This is a genomic window from Clostridioides sp. ES-S-0049-02, from assembly GCF_020658465.1.
In the GTDB taxonomy this organism is placed as follows: Bacteria; Bacillota; Clostridia; order Peptostreptococcales; family Peptostreptococcaceae; genus Clostridioides.
The window spans coordinates 25,122-43,886 of the sequence record NZ_JACVWG010000005.1 but is presented as its reverse complement, the minus strand read 5'-3'; the positions used below and the strand labels follow the sequence as shown (position 1 = coordinate 43,886).

The 18,765-nt window shown below is 29.5% G+C and carries 18 protein-coding genes; 14 read left to right on the top strand and 4 right to left on the bottom strand.

Going from position 1 to position 18,765, the window contains the following annotated elements:
- Nucleotides 1-23 precede the first annotated feature (23 nt).
- Both pflA and pflB read right to left on the bottom strand, forming a co-directional pair.
- Nucleotides 24-758 (bottom strand): pyruvate formate-lyase-activating protein, encoded by a 735-nt coding sequence (pflA, locus tag IC213_RS12640; protein WP_227433410.1) that lies wholly within the window; start codon nt 756-758, stop codon nt 24-26.
- A gap of 159 nt (nt 759-917) precedes the next feature.
- The gene (gene pflB, locus IC213_RS12635) at nt 918-3,149 is read right to left on the bottom strand and encodes a formate C-acetyltransferase (protein WP_227433409.1); all 2,232 of its coding nucleotides are present in this window, start codon (nt 3,147-3,149) and stop codon (nt 918-920) included.
- A gap of 360 nt (nt 3,150-3,509) precedes the next feature.
- Between pflB and IC213_RS12630 the strand changes: the two genes are divergently transcribed.
- Together IC213_RS12630 and IC213_RS12625 are read left to right on the top strand one after the other, a co-directional pair.
- Complete coding sequence (locus IC213_RS12630; RefSeq protein WP_227863134.1) at nt 3,510-4,505, top strand: calcium/sodium antiporter; 996 nt, start codon at nt 3,510-3,512, stop codon at nt 4,503-4,505.
- Between the two features lie 90 nt (nt 4,506-4,595).
- Nucleotides 4,596-6,209, top strand: coding sequence for a DEAD/DEAH box helicase (locus IC213_RS12625; RefSeq protein ID WP_227433407.1), 1,614 nt, complete (start codon nt 4,596-4,598; stop codon nt 6,207-6,209).
- Nucleotides 6,210-6,523: 314 nt separating this feature from the next.
- Here the strand turns inward: IC213_RS12625 and IC213_RS12620 are convergent, their stop codons facing one another.
- Complete coding sequence (locus IC213_RS12620; protein WP_413926627.1) at nt 6,524-6,709, bottom strand: DUF6506 family protein; 186 nt, start codon at nt 6,707-6,709, stop codon at nt 6,524-6,526.
- A 178-nt stretch (nt 6,710-6,887) separates the two neighbouring features.
- Here IC213_RS12620 and IC213_RS12615 point away from each other — a divergent pair, with 178 nt between their 5' ends.
- The 8 genes from IC213_RS12615 (at nt 6,888) to IC213_RS12580 (ending at nt 14,051) form a co-directional block, all read left to right on the top strand.
- Nucleotides 6,888-8,978 carry a molybdopterin-dependent oxidoreductase gene (locus tag IC213_RS12615; protein ID WP_227433406.1) on the top strand — a complete coding sequence of 697 codons (2,091 nt, stop codon included), beginning with the start codon at nt 6,888-6,890 and terminating at the stop codon, nt 8,976-8,978.
- A gap of 86 nt (nt 8,979-9,064) precedes the next feature.
- Complete coding sequence (gene spoIIAA / locus IC213_RS12610) at nt 9,065-9,400, top strand: anti-sigma F factor antagonist (RefSeq protein ID WP_227433405.1); 336 nt, start codon at nt 9,065-9,067, stop codon at nt 9,398-9,400.
- Nucleotides 9,401-9,413: 13 nt separating this feature from the next.
- A complete protein-coding gene (spoIIAB, locus tag IC213_RS12605; protein WP_227433404.1) occupies nt 9,414-9,842 on the top strand; it encodes an anti-sigma F factor in 429 nt (142 codons plus the stop codon).
- A gap of 22 nt (nt 9,843-9,864) precedes the next feature.
- On the top strand, nt 9,865-10,629 hold the full coding sequence (sigF, locus tag IC213_RS12600) for an RNA polymerase sporulation sigma factor SigF (RefSeq protein WP_227433403.1): 765 nt from the start codon (nt 9,865-9,867) through the stop codon (nt 10,627-10,629).
- Between the two features lie 238 nt (nt 10,630-10,867).
- Nucleotides 10,868-11,305 (top strand): stage V sporulation protein AC, encoded by a 438-nt coding sequence (gene spoVAC, locus IC213_RS12595; protein ID WP_021425350.1) that lies wholly within the window; start codon nt 10,868-10,870, stop codon nt 11,303-11,305.
- Between the two features lie 168 nt (nt 11,306-11,473).
- Nucleotides 11,474-12,487 carry a stage V sporulation protein AD gene (gene spoVAD, locus IC213_RS12590; protein ID WP_227433402.1) on the top strand — a complete coding sequence of 338 codons (1,014 nt, stop codon included), beginning with the start codon at nt 11,474-11,476 and terminating at the stop codon, nt 12,485-12,487.
- A 12-nt stretch (nt 12,488-12,499) separates the two neighbouring features.
- Nucleotides 12,500-12,862 (top strand): stage V sporulation protein AE, encoded by a 363-nt coding sequence (spoVAE, locus tag IC213_RS12585; RefSeq protein WP_227433401.1) that lies wholly within the window; start codon nt 12,500-12,502, stop codon nt 12,860-12,862.
- Nucleotides 12,863-13,031: 169 nt separating this feature from the next.
- A complete protein-coding gene (locus IC213_RS12580; protein ID WP_227482987.1) occupies nt 13,032-14,051 on the top strand; it encodes a LacI family DNA-binding transcriptional regulator in 1,020 nt (339 codons plus the stop codon).
- Nucleotides 14,052-14,181: 130 nt separating this feature from the next.
- Here IC213_RS12580 and IC213_RS12575 read toward each other — a convergent pair whose 3' ends face one another.
- Nucleotides 14,182-15,054, bottom strand: a complete 873-nt coding sequence (locus IC213_RS12575; protein WP_227482986.1) for a LysR family transcriptional regulator — start codon at nt 15,052-15,054, stop codon at nt 14,182-14,184.
- 148 nt (nt 15,055-15,202) lie between these two features.
- On the opposite strand from IC213_RS12575, the gene IC213_RS12570 reads away from it, so the two are divergent.
- Genes IC213_RS12570 through IC213_RS12555 form a run of 4 tightly spaced genes read left to right on the top strand, consistent with a single transcriptional unit; the run spans nt 15,203 to nt 18,649 of the window.
- On the top strand, nt 15,203-16,036 hold the full coding sequence (locus IC213_RS12570; RefSeq protein ID WP_227433398.1) for a DUF3100 domain-containing protein: 834 nt from the start codon (nt 15,203-15,205) through the stop codon (nt 16,034-16,036).
- A gap of 14 nt (nt 16,037-16,050) precedes the next feature.
- Entirely contained in the window at nt 16,051-16,515 is a 465-nt protein-coding gene (locus IC213_RS12565; RefSeq protein ID WP_227433397.1) for a hypothetical protein, read from the top strand.
- A 13-nt stretch (nt 16,516-16,528) separates the two neighbouring features.
- Nucleotides 16,529-17,674: a M20 family metallopeptidase gene (locus IC213_RS12560; protein ID WP_227860786.1), complete on the top strand. Its 1,146-nt coding sequence runs from the start codon at nt 16,529-16,531 to the stop codon at nt 17,672-17,674.
- Nucleotides 17,675-17,713: 39 nt separating this feature from the next.
- Nucleotides 17,714-18,649: a DUF1177 domain-containing protein gene (locus IC213_RS12555; RefSeq protein WP_227433395.1), complete on the top strand. Its 936-nt coding sequence runs from the start codon at nt 17,714-17,716 to the stop codon at nt 18,647-18,649.
- The last annotated feature ends 116 nt before the right edge of the window (nt 18,650-18,765 follow it).

Genomic DNA, 18,765 nt, shown 5'->3' with positions numbered 1-18,765 from the left:
ATAACTATTAATCTCAAGTAGTATTAGCTATTATACACTTTTGCTCCAAACTTAGAGATTATTTCACTAGCTTTTTTAATATCTTCTTTGGTAGCATCAGGAACATCTTTTAATTCATAATCAATACCTAGATTTTCCCATTTGTGTATTCCCATAGAATGATATGGCAGTAATTCGAATCTCTCTACATTTTTTAATGTAGCAACGAATTTACCTAATTTTTCTAAGTTGTCTATATCATCAGTAATTCCAGGAACTAAAACATGTCTTATCCATACTGGAATATTTCTTGATTCTAAGTGTTTAGCAAGTTTTAAAGCTTTATCCATACCCACACCAGTCAAATCAATAGATTTTTCTTCAACCATATGTTTTAAATCAAGCAAAACTAAGTCAGTATTATCTAAAACTGAGTCTATAGTTTCTATATCTACAAATCCAGATGTATCTAGACAAGTGTGTATGTTATTTTCTTTAGCTTTTTTAAATAGCTCACTTAAAAACTCTGGTTGAAGAGTAGACTCGCCACCAGAAGCAGTAATACCTCCACCAGAAAACTTCATAAAAGAAGTATACTTAAGAGCATCAGTTATTATTTCATCAACTGTATATTCTTTTCCAGATTTGGTATCCCATGTATCTCTATTATGACAGTATTTGCATCTAAGAGGACATCCTTGAAAGAATAGTATGTATCTTATTCCTGGACCATCTACAGTACCAAATGTTTCTATAGAGTGTACTTTTCCCTTAATCATAGAGTTCACCTCACAATATATTTTGATAACTTTATTAATAGTTATAATATTTCTCTAAAAAAGGCCATCTTATACCAGAAATAATTCAAGTATAAGATAGCCATTTATTTTTATTTTCTACACAGTAGTAATCTTAGCTAAAGTATAAAAATTTAAAGACTAAGCCATTTTACCGTGGAATGTTCTGTTTATAACATCTAATTGTTGTTCTTTAGTTAATTTTATGAAGTTAACTGCATATCCAGAAACTCTTATAGTTAATTGTGGATATTCTTCTGGATGTTCCATAGCATCTTCTAAAGTAGCTCTATCAAATACATTAACATTTAAGTGATGAGCATTTTGAGCGAAGTAACCATCCATCATTGCAGAAAGATTATTTATTCTTTCATCCATATCTTTTCCTAAAGCACCAGGTACTATAGAGAAAGTATTAGATATACCATCTTGAGCATGCTCATATGGTAATTTAGCAACTGAAGATAATGAAGCTAAAGCACCATTAGTATCTCTACCATGCATTGGGTTTGCACCAGGAGCAAATGGAGCACCAGCTCTTCTACCATCTGGTGTATTACCAGTTTTCTTACCATAAACAACATTTGAAGTTATTGTAAGTATAGATTGAGTAGGATAAGAATTTCTATAAGTTTTATTTTTTCTTATCTTATTCATGAAGCTTTCAACTAGTTCTACAGCTATACTATCAACTCTATCATCGTTGTTTCCGTATTTTGGATAATCTCCTTCTATTTCGAAATCAACAGCTATTCCTTGTTCATTTCTGATAGTCTTAACTTTAGCATGTTTTATAGCAGATAATGAATCCGCACAAACTGATAATCCAGCCATACCACAAGCCATAGTTCTAAATATATCTCTATCATGTAATGCCATCTCTAATGCTTCATAAGAGTATTTATCATGCATATAATGTATTACATTTAAAGTATTTACATATAAGTTTGCTAACCAATCAGTAAATGGTTCAAATTTACTCATAACTTCATCAAAGTCTAAATACTCAGAAGTTATAGGCTCAAATCTTGGCCCAACTTGAGCACCAGATTTTTCATCAATACCACCATTTATAGCATATAATAAAGTTTTTGCTAAGTTAACTCTGGCTCCGAAGAACTGCATTTGTTTACCTATTTTCATTGCAGATACACAACAAGCTATACCGTAATCGTCTCCCCAGTATGGTCTCATTAAATCATCATTTTCATATTGAACTGAACTTGTATCTATAGATACCTTAGAACAGAAATCTTTGAATCCTTGAGGTAATCTAGTTGACCATAAAACTGTTAAGTTTGGTTCTGGTGATGGTCCTAATGTATATAGAGTATTTAGCATTCTAAATGAGTTTTTAGTAACTAATGTTCTACCATCTACTCCCATACCTCCTATACACTCAGTTACCCAAGTTGGGTCTCCAGAGAATAAATTGTTGTAATCAGGAGTTCTTAAGAATTTAACCATTCTTAATTTCATAACAAAATGGTCCATATATTCTTGTAATTCTTCTTCTGTCACTGTTCCAGCTTTTAAATCTCTTTCAAAGTATATATCTAGGAAAGTAGATGTTCTACCTAAAGACATTGCAGCACCATTTTGGTCTTTAACAGCAGCTAAATAACCAAAGTATAACCATTGTACAGCTTCTTTTGAGTTAGTTGCTGGTTTTGATATATCAAAGCCATAAGATTCAGCCATCTTTTTAAGTTCATTTAAAGCTGATATTTGTTCAGTTATTTCTTCTCTTAGTCTTATAACTTCTTCATCCATGCAAGAAACTTCTAACGATTTCTTTTGTTCAATTTTATCTTCTATTAAGGCATCAACACCATATAAAGCAACTCTTCTATAGTCACCTATTATTCTACCTCTACCATAAGCATCTGGAAGACCTGTTATTATACCAGATTTTCTAGCAGCTCTCATTTCTGGAGTATATGCATCAAAGACTCCTTGGTTATGTGTTTTTCTATATTTAGTAAATATTTCTTTTATTTCAGGGTCTAATTCATATCCAAAAGCATCACATGAATTTTCAACCATTTTTATACCACCATATGGCATAACCGCTCTTTTTAAAGGGGCATCCGTTTGTAATCCAACTATTGTTTCTAATACTTTATCTAAATATCCTGGAGCATATGCAGCTATTCCAGAAATAGTTTTTGTATCTACATCTAAAGTACCACCATTTTCTCTTTCTTTTTTAAATAAGACCATTGCTTTGTCCCATAGTTTTTTAGTGTTTTCAGTAGCACCAGCTAAGAAAGAGTCATTTCCTTCATATGGAGAATAGTTTAATTGTATAAACTCTCTGACATTTACTTCTTTAGTCCATCTTCCTGTTTTAAATCCTTGCCATGCATTCATTAAGTATTTCCTCCTTAGATTTAAATGATAAATAATGTTGTTAAAATTAATTTTTATATACTTAATTTGTTTTATATATTTTTTTAAAAATATATTTTCTAATATAATAATAACATATTATGCGTATTCTGTATACAAGAAAAATAAAAAAATGTCGTTTTAAAGTATAAAACAAATTATATGTTAGTAATGTGATGAAATTATACCCATATATTAATAAAATGAAACAAATAAATATCTAAAATAATAAGGTAATATTTGAAAAAATTATAAATTAGAAATAAATAAATCTCAGTACAAAAAAGAAAAAGCATACATCTTGATAACTTGAATATTTATTTAATAGGGGGAGGTGATATATTGTTTATCACAGTGATATTATTTTTAGTAGGTTTCCTATTAATTACTAAAGGCGCAGATATCTTTATAAATTGTACTGTAGAGATAGGTAGAAAAACGAATATTTCAGAAATTATACTTGGAGCAACTATTGTTAGTTTTGCAACAACATTGCCTGAATTTACAGTGTCATTACTTGCTTCTATTGATGGTCACACTACAATGAGTTTAGGAAATGCAATTGGTTCTATAATATGTAATACAGGGTTAGCATTAGGTTTAGTTGTTTTTCTAAGTCCATTTAATGTAGATAAAAAAATGTTTTTTTCTAAGTCTTTACTATTAATAGTATCTGTTATAGTTTTAATTTTATTGGGGTTAGATGGAGTTATAACAAGAGGAGATTCATTATTACTTATAATAATATTGATTTTTTATATGGTTAATAACTATAAGAGTGTTGTAGGAAAATCGAATACTAAAAATAGAGGTATTCAGAAAGATACTATTAAAGAAATACCTATAAAGAAGAGTAAACAGTACAGAGGTTTTTCTATAGAAGAAATTATAAAAATACTAATACTTTTTGCTACAGGCTTAATAATGATGATAATAGGTTCTCAAATTCTTATAGAGAGTGGTGTAAGAATAGCTAGTTTTCTTAATATACCTCAAGGTATAGTGAGTTTGACTATAATAGCACTTGGAACTTCTTTACCAGAGATAGTGTCTTCAATTACTGCCATAAGAAAAAATCATCATGAAATATCTGTAGGAAATATTCTAGGTGCAAATATATTGAATATAGTATCAGTAATAGCTGTATCAGCAATACCAAATAACATACCAATATTATCTCAAAATAGAAAACTTGATATACCATTCATGATATTATTATTGTTATTAGTAATAGTACCAACTCTTAAATCAAATAGACTTAGTAGACTACAAGGTGTATTAATGTTATTTACATATTTTATATATATATCAATTTTGTATTTTATGTATATTATTTAATCATACTGTTAAAAATATTAATTGCAGAATATCCTAAAAAAGTATATAATGGATAGGTTAAGATTAATTGATAACGGAGAGGAATAATATATGAATATAACAAAGTTTGAAGATTTACCAATAAGTGAGGGAATAAAAAAAGCTATAGCTGAAATGGGGTTTGAAGAGCCATCTCCTATACAAGCACAGTCTATACCTGCAATTTTGTCAGGTAAAGACGTTATAGGACAAGCACAAACTGGTACGGGGAAAACAGCAGCTTTTAGTATACCTATACTAGAAACAATAGACCCAAATAATAGAAGTTTACAAGCTGTAGTACTTTGCCCAACAAGAGAGCTTGCAATACAAGTATCTACAGAAATAAGAAAACTAGCTAAATACTCGCACGGAATAAAGACATTACCTATATATGGTGGTCAACCAATAGATAGACAAATAAAATCTCTAAAGAGTGGTGTGCAAGTTGTAATAGGTACACCTGGACGTACAATAGACCATATTAATCGTAAAACATTAAAGATGGATAATGTAAAAATGATTATACTAGATGAAGCAGATGAAATGCTAGATATGGGATTTAGAGAAGACATAGAAATGATTTTAAGTAAGATTCCTGAAGAAAGACAAACAACTTTCTTTTCAGCAACTATGCCAAGAGGAATTTTAGATTTAACTAAGAGATATCAAAAAGACCCAGAACATATAAAAGTTGTTAGAAAAGAACTTACAGTTTCAAATACAAAACAATATTATATAGAAACTAGATCATCAAATAAATTGGAAGTATTATGTAGATTAGTTGATGTGTATGACCCTAAATTATCTGTTGTTTTCTGTAATACTAAAAGAAAAGCAGATGAGTTAGTAGGAGATTTACAAGCAAGAGGATATTTTGCAGATGCATTACATGGTGACTTAAAACAAACACAAAGAGATATAGTAATGGATAAGTTTAGAAATGGTACAATAGATATACTTGTTGCTACTGATGTTGCGGCTAGAGGTATAGATGTTGATGATGTTGAATGTGTATTTAACTATGATTTACCACAAGATGAAGAGTACTATGTTCATAGAATTGGTAGAACTGGTCGTGCTGGTAGAGAAGGTATGTCATTTACTTTTGTATTTGGAAAAGAAATGAGAAAGATGAAAGATATAGAAAGATATACTAAATCTAAATTAATCAAGCATAATATACCAACAATAACTGATGTTGAAGAGAAAAAAGTAGGCTCTTTCTTTGCACAAGTTAAACAAACTATAGAAGAAGGTCATTTAACTAAACAATTACAATGGTTAGAAAGTTTCTGTAATGATGAAGATTATGCAATGGTTGATATTGCTGCTGCACTTGTTAAGTTATCTCTAGGGGAAGAAATGAAAGAAGAAATAATAGAAGAAAAACCTAGAAGAGAACGTGGAGATAGAAAAGGTGCTACTGGAGCTAAAGATGGTATGATTAGATTGTTTATCAATATTGGTAGAAATCAAAGAATACAAGCTAAAGATATCGTTGGTGCTATAGCTGGAGAAGTTGGAATACCAGGTAAAATGGTAGGAACTATAGATATATATGATAAGTATACTTTTGTTGAAATACCTAAAAAAGATGCAAAAACAGTAATTGAAAAAATGAAAGATATTAAGATAAAAGGTAACAAAATTAATATAGAAAAAGCCAATAAAAAGAAAAAATAATATATAGTATATAAAAATATAATCGAAAGATATATAAAATAGTATATTGAATATTTAAAAAGCCTAATGTGTTTTCAAAACAGATGATAAATAATCTGTAAGAGTCAACAACATAAGGCTTTTATTGTTTTATATAATAGTATTATTAAAGACATTTTAAATTTTGTTTGTGCTTTATTTACATAAGTATAAAAAATATATTAGAAAATAAATAATCAAATAAAAATTAATATATGATTTTCATTTGATAATGGAAGTAAGAGATTGATTTATCACTTTATGATAGGCACATGTATAGAGAAAAACACCACTTACTAGAATATTTCATCGCCACTCTTAAAGCCAAAGGCTGGATGAAAATCAAATTTAACTGCACCCACAGCAACCTTAGGTCCAACAGCCTTTTTAATTCTATAAATACCCTCATTGCCGAAACCAGCACATAGCTCAATAGCTGTATATCCTTTTTCCTCATTTTCTTGTAATTCTAATGATAGCATAGTACTTTCTCAATTTAATTTGCTTAAAAGTAATTTTATATGAATATCATATTTATAAGGTATTTTTAAATTTATTTTGATAAAATATACTTATGTCTTAAACAGAGTATTTTAAGTATATGAAATTTAATGAAAATATAGTGAATATGTAACTTTTATAAGGAGATAAAGATATTTTATGGATACAATAAAGAAATTAAGTCATGGATGTACACTAGATTGCCATGATTGTTGTAAATTTAATGTTTATACTAAAGGAAATAATGTGATAAAAATTGAAGGAGATAGAAATCATCCTTATACAAAAGGATTTATATGTAAAAAGGGGTTTGCTCATTTAGATAGATTAAATCATAAAGATAGGATAGAGACTCCAATGTTAAAGGTAGATGGTCTATGGAAAAAGATTTCTTTTGCTGAAGCATTAGAGATAATGGCAGATAAACTCCTATTTTATAAAGAACATTATACATCAAAGTCTATTATGCACTATGACCAATATGGAAGTGGGTCTATATTAAAATATATAGGAGATGTATTTTTTAATTTTTATGGAGGAGTTAGTAGGCATAAGGGTGGGCCCTGTTGGAGTGCAGGAATGCATGCCCAAAAGTATGACTTTGGAGTAGCTAAGGGACATGCTATAGAAGATATGCTAAACAGCAAGAGTATATTTATATGGGGAAAAAATCCAGCATATACTACCATTCATACTATGCAAATAATTAAAAAAGCCAAAGAAAAAGGGATAAAAATAGTAGTCATTGACCCTATATATACAAAGACTGCTCAAATGGCAGATAAGTACATACAAGTAAACCCTGGAACAGATGGAGCATTAGCTATAGCTATGGCAAAAATTATAATAGAAGATAACCTGCAGGACGAAGAATATATAAATTCGTATGTTGTTGGTTTTGAGGAATATAAAAAATATTTGGATTCATTAGATTTAAACTTTTTATGTGATGAATGTGGTGTTAAAGAAAAGGATATAAGAGCATTAGTTGATTTATATGCTAATAAATATTCAAGTATAAATGTAGGTTATGGTCTTCAAAAGTATAAAAATGGAGGAAATACAATAAGAGCGATAGATGCATTAGGAGCTATAACAGGTCAAATAGGATTTAGTGGTGGTGGAGTGAATTATGCTAATAAGGTTTATCCAAATGTGATAGATGCTGACCCTTATAATAGCCAATCATATGGCGAAGATAGGGAGTTTTATGTAAGTAATATTAGCAAGTTTATAGAAGAGTCCTTAAAAGACAATATATCAGATGAAGTTAATAATACATTAGAGAAAGCAAATAATACATTGAACAAGTTTGATAAGATGTCAAGTAAATCACTAAAAGGAAATATTCCTATAAAGATGGCAGTAATAACTAAAAGTAATATGTTAAATCAATTGCCAGATTTAGTAGAGTTAGAAAGAGTTTTTTCAAAGATTGAATTTAAAGTATGCTTTGATATGTTTATGACTGACACAGCTACTTTATGTGACTTATTTATACCTTGTACAAATACGCTTGAAAGTGAAGATATAATTTATAGTTCAATGACCAATCCATATATAACATACAATGAAAGAGCAGTAACACCAAAGCATGAATTGATGGATGAGTATTATTTTTTTATGGAGTTAGCTAAAAAGATGAAACTAGAAGGTTATCCTTTTGTAACAAAAAAAGAATACTTAGAAAAAGTAATTGAGCCACTTAAACGTTTTGAGAAAAGTCTAGATATAGAGAAACTTAAAAATAGTTATTTTACTATACATAATCCTATTGCTTGGGAAGATAAGAAGTTCGAAACTCCATCTGGAAAATATGAACTTTATTCAGAAAGGATAAGAGATTTAGGAATTAGTCCAATTCCAGTGTATATAAGTAATAAAACTAGAAACTTTGAAGATGAAAATAGGAAAAATATTTTTAGACTGCTAACTAATCACCATGCAGATACTTTGTTTAGTCAACACTTTATGGATAAGACATCTATAGCTCAAGCGTATATAAATCAAATTATGGCTAGAAAAATAGGTGTTAACAATAAGGATATTGTAACTTTAAAGTCAAAAAAAACAAAAATAGATGTACAGATAAATATAGATAGTGGAGTAAGTGATTATATAGTAAAAATGTATGTTGGATGGTGGAAGAAACATGGCAATCCTAATAGTTTAACAGATACTGGTATATCTGATATTGGTGGTCAAGTGACATATAATGAAACGATGGTAGAAATAATACGACAAAACTAGTTAAATTTCATTGAAGGAATAGAAATGCGATTATAGAATTGATTAAAAGTTACTATTTTTACAAAACTATTGAAGGAGGGATTTTGATGGTAAAATATTCCTTAGAACATAAGAATCTATACATAGAATTTATGTGCTCAGAACTAGACCACCATGTAGCTAATGAAATAAGGGAAGAAATAGATAACTTATTAAGTGTTAATCAAGTAAAAAATGTTGTATTTGATTTTGGAAATATTAATTTTATGGATTCTTCAGGTATAGGTGTCATCATAGGTAGATATAAAAAAATTTCTAATGAAGGGGGACGAGTTTCAGTAATTAATATAAGTTCACGAGTTAAGAAAATTTTTGATTTATCTGGGTTAAATAAAATTATTGGCATTTATGATACGTATGAAGAAGCTCTAAGTTCTTTGTAGGGAGGAGTATGTGATGAATAATATTATGGAAGTTAAATTTTCGGCACTATCAGAAAATGAAAGTTTAGCAAGAGTTATAGTAGCATCATTTGCAGCAAAATTAGACCCAACAGTAGATGAATTAGTTGATATAAAGACTGCTGTCTCTGAGGCTGTTACAAATGCTATAATACATGGATATGAAGAAGACAGTTCTAAGTTTGTTTTTTTGAAATGTGAGATAGAGGGAAATACTATAAAAATCGTAGTTGAAGATGAAGGGTATGGAATAGAAAATGTGGAGAAGGCAATGGAACCACTTTATACATCAAAACCAGAACTTGATAGATCAGGAATGGGATTCACAGTTATGAAAAGCTTTATGGACGATGTAGAGGTAAGTTCTAGAAAAGATAATGGCACTAGAATTGAAATGACTAAAAAAATAAATTTGCCTAAATAAAGTCCAAAAGTGAGGTTTTATTATGGAAGTAACTGTTGCCAGAGAAGAAAAAAAACCTCTTCTTAGTCATGAAGAGACTCTAGAACTTATTGATAAAGTTCAAAATGGAGATGAAGAGGCAAAAGAAATATTAATATCAAGTAATTTAGGTCTAGTTAGGAGCGTTGTATCTAGATTTTTAAATATAGGGTATGATAGAGAAGATTTATTTCAATTAGGTTCTATAGGTTTAATAAAATCAATATATAAATTTGACCCTAAATTTAATGTTAAATTCTCTACTTATGCAGTACCAATGATTCTAGGTGAAATAAAGAGATACTTAAGAGATGATGGTATGATAAAAGTATCAAGGTCATTGAAGCAAATAGCTGTAAAGGCCAAGATGGAAAGTGAAGCTTTAACTAAAAAGCTAGGCAGAGAACCAAGTATAGAAGAAATAGCTCAAGCATTAGATGTAGAAAAAGAAGATTTAGTAATGGCTATGGAAGCTAATTTTAATGTAGAGTATTTGCAAGGTGTTATTCATGAAGAAGAAGGTTCTCCAATATGCCTTATTGATAAGATAAGCATGAAAGGAGAAAGTGAGGAAGAAAAAGTTGTAGATAATATATTATTAAAGGATATACTTGGAAGACTGGATAAGAGAGAACGTCAAATAATAGTTCTCAGATATTTTGAAGATATGACTCAAAGTGAAATAGGAGAAATGCTCAATATATCACAGGTTCAAGTATCAAGAATAGAGAAAAAAGTATTATCTAAGTTAAAAGAATATATATCATGATAATACTTATGATATATTAAACTTTTTAGAATTTTTATATTAAGTTTTTAAGTTACTATTAAAAAATTATAAGTTCAAATAAAAAATATTAAAAAACAAGGTGTCTTTATGATAGAAAATAAATTATTTTCTTTATTAGGCATCTTTTTTATTTTTTGACAAAACTTTGAGTGTCTAAAATAAATAATAGGTTTATTTTTTTAAAATTAACAAATAATACTTTAGAGAGGTGTTTAGTATGGATAAAAATTATAAAAAATATGTAGACCAAATAAGCCCAAAACCTACATATTTAAAAAACTATACACTTGCATTTATTGTAGGTGGAATTATTTGTATGATAGGGCAAGCCATAAGTGATTTATACATGAAAGTTGGAGGTCTTGATAAATTAGGTGCTAGTTCCGCTACATCAATAACACTGATATTTATAGGGGCATTTCTAACTGGATTAGGAGTTTATGACCTAATCGGAAAAAGAGCAGGAGCTGGTTCTATAATACCAATAACAGGTTTTGCTAACTCAATAGTATCTCCTGCTATGGAGTATAAAAGAGAAGGATATGTATTAGGTGTAGGTGCAAACTTATTTAAAATTGCAGGGCCAGTTTTAGTTTATGGTATAGGTTCTTCTATTTTATGTGGAATTATTTATTATATTTTTAAGATGTTTTAGAGGATTTTTATTTAATTTAAATTTTATTAGTTATGAAGAAGATATGAAATCTGAAAAATAGTTATGGAAGTAGTTAGTTAGGAAATAATCATGCAGATTTTAATTAATATTTTTAATTAATATTAAAAAATTAAATATTAAAATGCAAAATTAAAAAGGTGTGAAAATATGAAAAATAAAAGAATTGGAAAAAGAACAGTCAAGCTAGAGAATAAACCAACAATAATATCAGCTGGTACTATAGTAGGTTCTAAAGAAGGTGAAGGACCATTAAAAGATTATTTTGATATGATTATGACTGATGATTTATATGGTGAAAAGACTTGGGAATTGGCTGAAAGTAAAATGGTAGAGACTGCATCTCAGAAAGCCATACAGAAGGCAGGAAAAAAACTGTCAGATGTAAATTATATGCTAGGCGGGGATTTAATCAATCAAATAGTACCAGCATCTTTTGCTGCAAGAGAATTAGCAATTCCATTTTTGGGTATATATGGCGCTTGTTCTACAATGGCAGAAGGACTTTGCATAGGTTCTATGCTTGTAGATGGTGGTTTTGCAGATTTAGTGCTATCAGGAACATCAAGCCATTATTGTACAGCAGAAAGACAATTTAGATTTCCACTAGAATTAGGAAATCAAAAGCCAATGACAGCTCAATGGACAGTTACAGGAGCAGGAAGTGTTTTATTAGCTCCTAATGGAGAAGGTCCTAAAGTAAAATATGTTACAGTTGGAAAAGTAATAGATAAAGGTATTGATGATGGTAATAATATGGGACCAGCCATGGCTCCAGCAGCAATAGATACTATATATTCTTATTTTGAAGATACTAATGATGACCCAAATAGCTTTGACATAATTGCTACTGGCGATTTAGGTACACTTGGCAAACAAATAGCAGAAGACTTTTTGAAAGAGAAGGGTGTAGATATTTCAAAGTGTTATACTGATTGTGGTATAGAAATGTTTAACCTTAAAGAGCAAGATGTTCACTGTGGTGGGAGTGGATGTGGATGTTCAGCTACAGTATTTGCAGGATATATATATGAAAAATTAAGAAAAAAAGAATTTAACAAAGTAATGCTTGTATCAACAGGAGCACTATTATCACCAACAAGTACACTACAAAAGCAAACAATACCTTGTGTTGCACATGCAGTAGTAATAGTAAATGAGTAGGAAGTGATATATATGTTAATGGAATACGTAAGAGTATTTATTGTAGGTGGAATTATATGTTTAATAGCTCAAGTAATGATGGACTACTTTAAAATGCAAACTCCATATGTTATGGTGACATATGTAACAACTGGTGTAGTTTTAACTTTTCTAGGACTTTATGAACCATTAGTTAAGTTTGCAGCAGCAGGTGCAACAGTTCCTATAATAGGATTTGGATATTCACTTGCCAAAGGAGTAATAAAATCAATACAAAGTGATGGATTTTTAGGTATTTTCCTAGGTGGAACAACTGCTACAGCTGGTGGGATAGCCGCAGCTATATTTTTTGGATATATTATGTCGGTAGTATTTACACCAAAAGCAAAACCATAAAACCACTTAAATATATGATAATTTTTTGTATAAAGTAGGTAGATATCTTTTTAGATTCTACCTATTTTTTTATACTTACAAGCGTTTACATAATCAAGTTGACAATTATTTACAACATGGTGTAGTATTATATTAGCAAAAATAAAATGAAGTGAAGTAGGGGATAAAGATGGTAACTATTAAAGATATTGCAAGGAACCTAGGCATTAGCTATTCAACTGTTTCTAGGTGTTTAAACAATAATCCTAATGTATCTGAAAAAACAAAAAAGAAGGTAGTGGAAGAGGCTAACAGGCTAGGGTTTCATTTTAATGTAAATGCGAGAAATCTAGCAAAAAAAGAAACAAATAGAATAGGGGTAATCTTTTCAAATAATTTTAATCATCAAGACACTAGAAAATTTTTTAGTGATATAATGGACAGTTCTATAAATTCTATTGAGACTAATAAGTACGACTTTATAATACAGCCCAATAACAACATTAGTGGTGATAGTAATGTCTATAAAATGGTTAATGGACAAATGGTTGATGGATTAGTAATAGTGTCTCAATCAATAAAAAAAGAAGAGTATGAGTTTTTAAAAGACAATAATTTTCCACACGTATTCATATATTTTAAGCCATCTTTTGTAGGAGAGGTAGATAACTTCTTTTGGGACGATAACGTATATGGAGGCTATATAGCTACTAAACATTTAATCGACCATGGTCATAAAAATATAATAACAATAACTTCAGAAGATAAGAGTTCAAAAATGCATGAAGATAGAACCAAAGGGTATTTAAATGCTATGGAAGAAGCTAATTTAAAGACAGATGTAATTGAATCTAAAATGGATTTTGAATCTCAAGTTGAACTATTAAGAAATCATATTGATAAAATAAAAAAGGCTTCAGCTATATTTGTGCAACAAGATGTACCAGCTATTTCTATAATACAAGAATTAAAAACTACTTATGGTATAAATGTACCAGAAGACTTATCTGTAATAGGATATAATAATATTGAATTAATATCTTACTTTAGGTCACACTTATCGACAATAGATGACCCAAGAGAGCAAGTTATAAAAAATGGAGTAGATAGTTTAGTAAATACAATAAATAAAAAGAGCACAGAACATATCCCAAGAAAACTTTATCCAAGACTAATTATAAGAAACAGCGTTAATAGAATAAAAGACTAAAAGTAATCCAGTTGATTATAGAATTTAATATCAATAAAAACTTGAATAAATAAAAATACTGGAATGAAAGTTCATTCCAGTATAAAATCTAACTTTTGAGTCTCGGTACAACATTGAGATTTATTATTTTTTAAGTAGTTTCATTAAGATAGTTTTTTATAAAATCAATAAACATTCTTGTTGACTTGTTTAAAAATTTATTATCTGTCCAATATAGCTCAATAAATTGCTCACATCTTATATCATTAATAGGTAATAGTTTAATAGAAGATTCATAATCTATACACCATGATTTTTCAGGAATAAATCCAACTCCATGACCTTCTTTTATCAAATTATAAACGGTTGAAGGAGAATCACATTCAAAACCTACATTAGGTTCAAAGTCAGCATAGTTACAAAATCTATCTGTAATTTTTCTGAAATTTGTACCTTCATCTAAACATATAAAATTCTCATCTTGTACATCTTTAAAATACACACTATTAAGCTCTGATAGTGGATTGCTGTAAGGTACACCTATAAATATTTCTTCACTAGTTAATACTTCATAATTTGATGACTTAAATTCAAAGCAATATGAAGTAATACATATATCAAAATCGTAGTCAAATGTTGATTTTGGAATATGTTGCATTAATTTGAATGAAATATTTGGATGTAATTTTTTAAATTCACTAAGTACATCTAAAATTAACCCTGATGCAGTAAGTACGATTAATTTGATTTGGTCAAATTCACTACAAGCTAAATCTTTTATTTCTTTGGTTGATGTATCTAATAAATTAAGTATAGAATCAACTCTTTTAAGGAAAATATTTCCACGATAGTTTAATTTAATAGACCTTCCTTTCCTGTCAAATAATTTTACACCTAAATCCATTTCAAGTAGAGCTATACTTTTGCTAAGTGCTGACTGTGTTACATGTAATTGCTTAGCAGCATTAGTCATATTTTCAGTACAAGCTACAACTTGAAAATATTTTAATTGTAATAAATCCATGATGCTTAATCCTCCTTTTACTTTATGACTAAAAGCATATAAAAATAATGAAAAATTTATATTATACATTGTCTATGAGAGAATATATAATTAAATCACTAATACTTATATTGTAAGAAAATTATAAAAATTGCAAGGAGGTATAAAAATGAAAGGAATTAAAAATGCTCTGATAGCAGCCTGTATAATTACAGTATTGGCTGAATTAATTGGGCCTATTTCATTTAAAGTTATGGGTATTAATATAACTTTACTTAGTATACTATGGGCTATCTTTATAGGTATGGCTGTTTCACCTCATTTGTTAGGAAGGGTTATACCAGCTTTAAAAAAGTTTATAGGAGATAATGAAATAAATGTATCTCCATATCTTTTATCTTTAACTCTATATCCATTAGGAATAATGTTTGGAATTAATGCAGGTCCTAAAGTTGGTATATTACTTCAAGCAGGACCAGCACTTTTATTACAAGAGTTTGGTCATATGGGTACAATGTTGATAGCATTACCTGTTGGAGTAGCACTAGGTCTTGGAAGAAGTGCATTAGGAGGGACTTTTTCATTATGTCGTGACACAGCACTAGGAATTATTGGGGATAAGTATGGATTAAATTCACCAGAAGGTATAGGAACATTGGGAACTTATATAAGTGGTAGTATCTTTGGAACATTATTATTTTCATTTTTGGCACCATTGGGTGTTCTTATAGGCTTTCATCCATATGCTTTAGCAATGGCATCAGGAATGGGAAGTGGTTCTATGATGGGGGCTGCAACAGCATCATTGATGAATACTGTCCCAAATATGTCTGAACAGATTTTAGCTTATTCAGCTACCAGTGGATTGATTACAGCTGTTACTGGAATATACATAGAATTATTTTTATCATTACCAGTTGCTAATTATTATTATAGTAAAGTGGCTCCGATTATTGAGAAGTTTAGAAGTAGAAAAAAAACAAAAACAAGAGATGTCTTATAATGGAGGATGTATAGATGGAAAAGACTTTGAAGACTATTATGGAACAGATAAAAATAGTAATGTTCATATATATTATTATTTGCTTTGGACAGGCTATAGCACTTAAAACACAGGCTAAAGATTTGTTGATTGGAAGTGTATTTGGGTTTATATTAGTAATAATTGCTATTGTAATAAAGAATTTTGTTAAGAGACCAAATTTACCAGGTTTTGCATGGGCGACTTTAGTTGCGTTTGTATTATCACTTCCCATATCACCAGTTGGAGATTTTATAGCAAGTAATATAGGAAAAATCAATTTTATGTCTACAGTAACACCATTATTAGCTTTTGCAGGAATTTCTGTAGGTAACCAATTAGACATATTAAAGACTTTGAGTTGGAAGCTAGTAGTTATATCATTTATAGTTATGACATCTACTTATTTTGGTTCTGCTTTTATATCTCAAACAGTTCTAAAAATAAATGGAATGATTTAAGGAGGTAGTAAGTATGAAAGAATTAAAATTAAAAATCAAAGAAGATATAAAGCTGTTATCTGATGAGAAAAAAGCATCATTTGAAAAGGTATCCAAATCTTTATTTGAAAATCCAGAATTAGCATTTGAAGAATTTAAATCACAAAAAGCATTATGTAATTTATTAGAAGAAAATGGATTTGATGTGACAAAGGGTGTAGGAGGATTAGAAACATCTTTTGAGGCAGTATACTCAAATGGAACTGGTGGAAAGACAGTAGCTTTTCTAGCTGAATATGATGCACTTCCAGGTATGGGACATGCTTGTGGACATAATATAATAGGTACAAGTTCTGTTGGAGCGGGTATTATTTTAAAAGAAGTTATAAAAAAATATGATATAGAAGGAACTGTAAAAGTATTTGGAACACCTGCAGAAGAAAGAGTAGGTGGAAAAATAACTATGATTAGAGAAGGGGTATTTAAAGATGTAGATGCTGCATTAATTTTACATCCATGTGATGCTTCAATACCTGATGATATATCATTTGCTCAAGTTAACTTAAAATTTGATTTTAGTGGAAAAGCTTCTCATGCTGCTGCTTATCCTTGGGAAGGAAGAAGTGCATTAAGTGGAGTAATAGCATTATTCAATAGTGTAAATAGCATGAGATTACATCTTAAAGATTATGCAAGAGTACATGGAATTATAACTGATGGAGGTAGTATACACAACATAATTCCTGAAAAATCTATAGCTATATTTAATGTAAGAGCATTAAGTATAGAATACCTAAATGAAATTTGTGATATGCTTAAAGATTGTGCTAAGGGAACTGCAATTTCTACAGGAACTAGTGTAGAAGTAATTCAATTAGATGAGATATATAAAGAGATAAAAAATGATTCAAGATTGGTAAATATAGTTAGAGAAAATTTTGAAGTATTGGGCGAAGATTATATTGAAAGAGATTTAACTCAAGGTATTGGTTCAACTGATACTGGAAATTTAACTCATGAAATACCTGCAATACAAGCATATATAAAATTAAAAGAAAACACTGCAACTCATACAGAAGAATTTGCTGTAGCTGCTGGTGGCGAAGAAGGAAAAATAGCACTTATAAAAGCAATTAAAGTACTAGCAATGTGTGGTGTAGATGTTTTGTACAGTAAATAATGTATTACTAAAAAAATACATGAAGAAAGGAGACTAAATATGATATTAAAACAAGTATTAGAGGTTTATGACATTTTAGACAAATCAACTGCAAGTGGAGAAGAAGTGAAGACATACTTACAAAGCTATGGTGGAGAAAATATAATAGTAAAAAAGCTATCATCAAGTAAAGGTTCTACAGACTTAGTTAAGCTTACAATTGCTGGTAAGAATGGTAAATTAAACGGAGGAAATGCCCCTACTCTAGGTATTTTAGGCAGACTTGGAGGTATTGGAGCAAGACCAGATGTAATAGGTTTTGTTTCAGATGGTGATGGAGCATTAGTAGCAATTTCAGTAGCAGCGAAACTTTTAGATATGCAACGAAAAGGAGATGTGCTAGAAGGAGATATTATAATTTCTACTCATATTTGTCCAGATGCTCCAACTAAAGAGCATTATCCTACACCTTTTATGGATTCACCAATAGATATGACAACTATGAATGAAAATGAAGTTGACAGTAGTTGTGATGCAATACTTTCAATCGATACTACTAAAGGTAATAGAATAATCAATACTAGAGGATTTGCAATATCGCCAACTGTCAAAGAAGGGTACATATTGAAAACTAGTGATAATCTTTTAGATATTATACAGACTGTAACTGGAAAATCTCCATTTGTATTTCCTTTATCTATTCAAGATATAACACCATATGGAAATGACCTGTATCACTTGAATAGTATTTTACAGCCAGCAGTTGCTACAAATTCTCCAGTAGTTGGAGTAGCAATTACTACAGAAATGCCTGTTGCTGGATGTGCTACAGGTGCAACTCATTTTAGTGATTTAGAGTCAGCTGGTAGATTTGCAATTGAAGTTGGCAAATTATTTGGTGTAAATAAGTGTGATTTTTATGATAAGGAAGAATGGGATATACTTATCAAAAGATATGGGAAATTAAACGCATTCCAAACTTTTGGTATACAATAAGCAAAAAATATAAAGTTTATATAGTTTGTAATATATAAATATTATAACAATCGCCACATTAATTATAATTACTAAAAAAGGAGTGTCTCATCGAGGATTTCTAAAAATCACTTTGA